1 protein-coding gene is annotated in these 1,357 nt (G+C 46.6%); it reads left to right on the forward strand.

The window, feature by feature from the left end; genetic code table 11:
* Positions 1-42: 42 nt before the first annotated feature.
* Complete coding sequence (locus AB0L18_RS05135) at positions 43-942, forward strand: DMT family transporter (protein WP_367391504.1); 900 nt, start codon at positions 43-45, stop codon at positions 940-942.
* Positions 943-1,357: the final 415 nt, after the last annotated feature.

Here is a 1,357-nt window from a genome sequence, read left to right on the forward strand (position 1 = left end):
TTGCTTATAGCAATTGCGGCTTTCTATTTCCAAAAACTCCTCATGCACCCTATCTTCTTTTTACTCATCGCGACTATCCTCTGGGGACTCAACTTCCACCTGGCGAAGGTTATGCTTGCCCAGGTCAACTTTGTGGAAGCAGGCTTTTGGCGTTATCTTTTTGGGGTTGGTTTTCTCGTTATTCTTCAATGGAGAAATAAAGAAGCATGGCCAGGGCGGGCATTCCGCCAAGGCCCCAAGGGTGTATTACTGGTGGGATTGATTGGCTTATTTGCTTTTAATCTTCTGTTTTTTCTGGGCTTACAATTCACAACCGCACTGAATGCGGCCCTCATCGTCAGCTTAAACCCCGTGCTGACCATGCTTTTTGCCCGTTGGCTCTTGGGGCAGCCCATTAACAACGGCCAAAAACTGGGCATGTTCGTCGCCGTGATGGGCGTATTGTTTCTCCTAAGTAAAGGGCAAGTAGCTAACCTGCTCACCCTGGCCTGGTCCAAGGGAGACTTGCTGATCATCGGTGCCAATATCGTCTTTTCGCTACAAAATATTTGGGTAAGAAAATACGGCAGTGCCTTCCCCAATATCTCCTTTACCCTGGCAACCAATGCCCTGTGCTTACTAGGCTTTATCCTCTTACTACCCTTTGTTGGCGAACCGGGTATTCAAGGAGGGGATCTCCAATTTTGGTTGGCCGTATTTGGCATCGGGATCTTGGGTACAGGACTAGCTTATCTACTCTGGAATGAAGGCATCAAGCGCCGAGGCGCCCACGAAGCTGGCTTATTTATGAATGTCGTACCACTAGCTGCTGCGCTCTTTGCCGTCTTTTTTGGCGAGCACCTCCACCTCTATCATTTGACCAGTGGCGGCATCATTATGATGGGGGTATTGTACTTCCAGCGGGCAGGGAAAAAGAATAGCTCAAAGAAATTGAATTTGTAAATTTAATGTGATGTTATAATGTAAGCAAAATTCCGTTTTGCCCTAGGACGCCAGTATTTTACAGTAATCATCTCCTTGGTCATATTGATCACAATGTAACTACCTGCGTAATCAACACCTACTACGATCAGGATATAACCACCCACAAAAACAAAACCGGCCACCTCCCGAAGGAAGTGAGCCGGTCTCTTTTTACAGTCGTTTCTTTGGGTGAGATTTAGCTTTGTGTAGTCTCAAGGGTGATCATTCACCAGCTAAATTTCATGGTACTTGGTACGGGGTACTTAGTACTTGGTATTTTCAAACCCAAGGGGAATCAAATACCGAGTACCGAGTACTTTGTACCTAATACGGTGAGGCTTGCCTTTCTGAATATCCTACTAGGATACACTCTCAGGCAAGCCTCGCCCCTATC

The organism is Lewinella sp. LCG006 (assembly GCF_040784935.1).
Classification (GTDB): Bacteria; Bacteroidota; Bacteroidia; order Chitinophagales; family Saprospiraceae; genus Lewinella.

Bases quoted from the DNA above. Each gene is read 5' to 3' on its own strand.
- AB0L18_RS05135 (WP_367391504.1), top strand. From the start codon at position 43: ATGCACCCTATCTTCTTTTTACTCATCGCGACTATCCTCTGGGGACTC.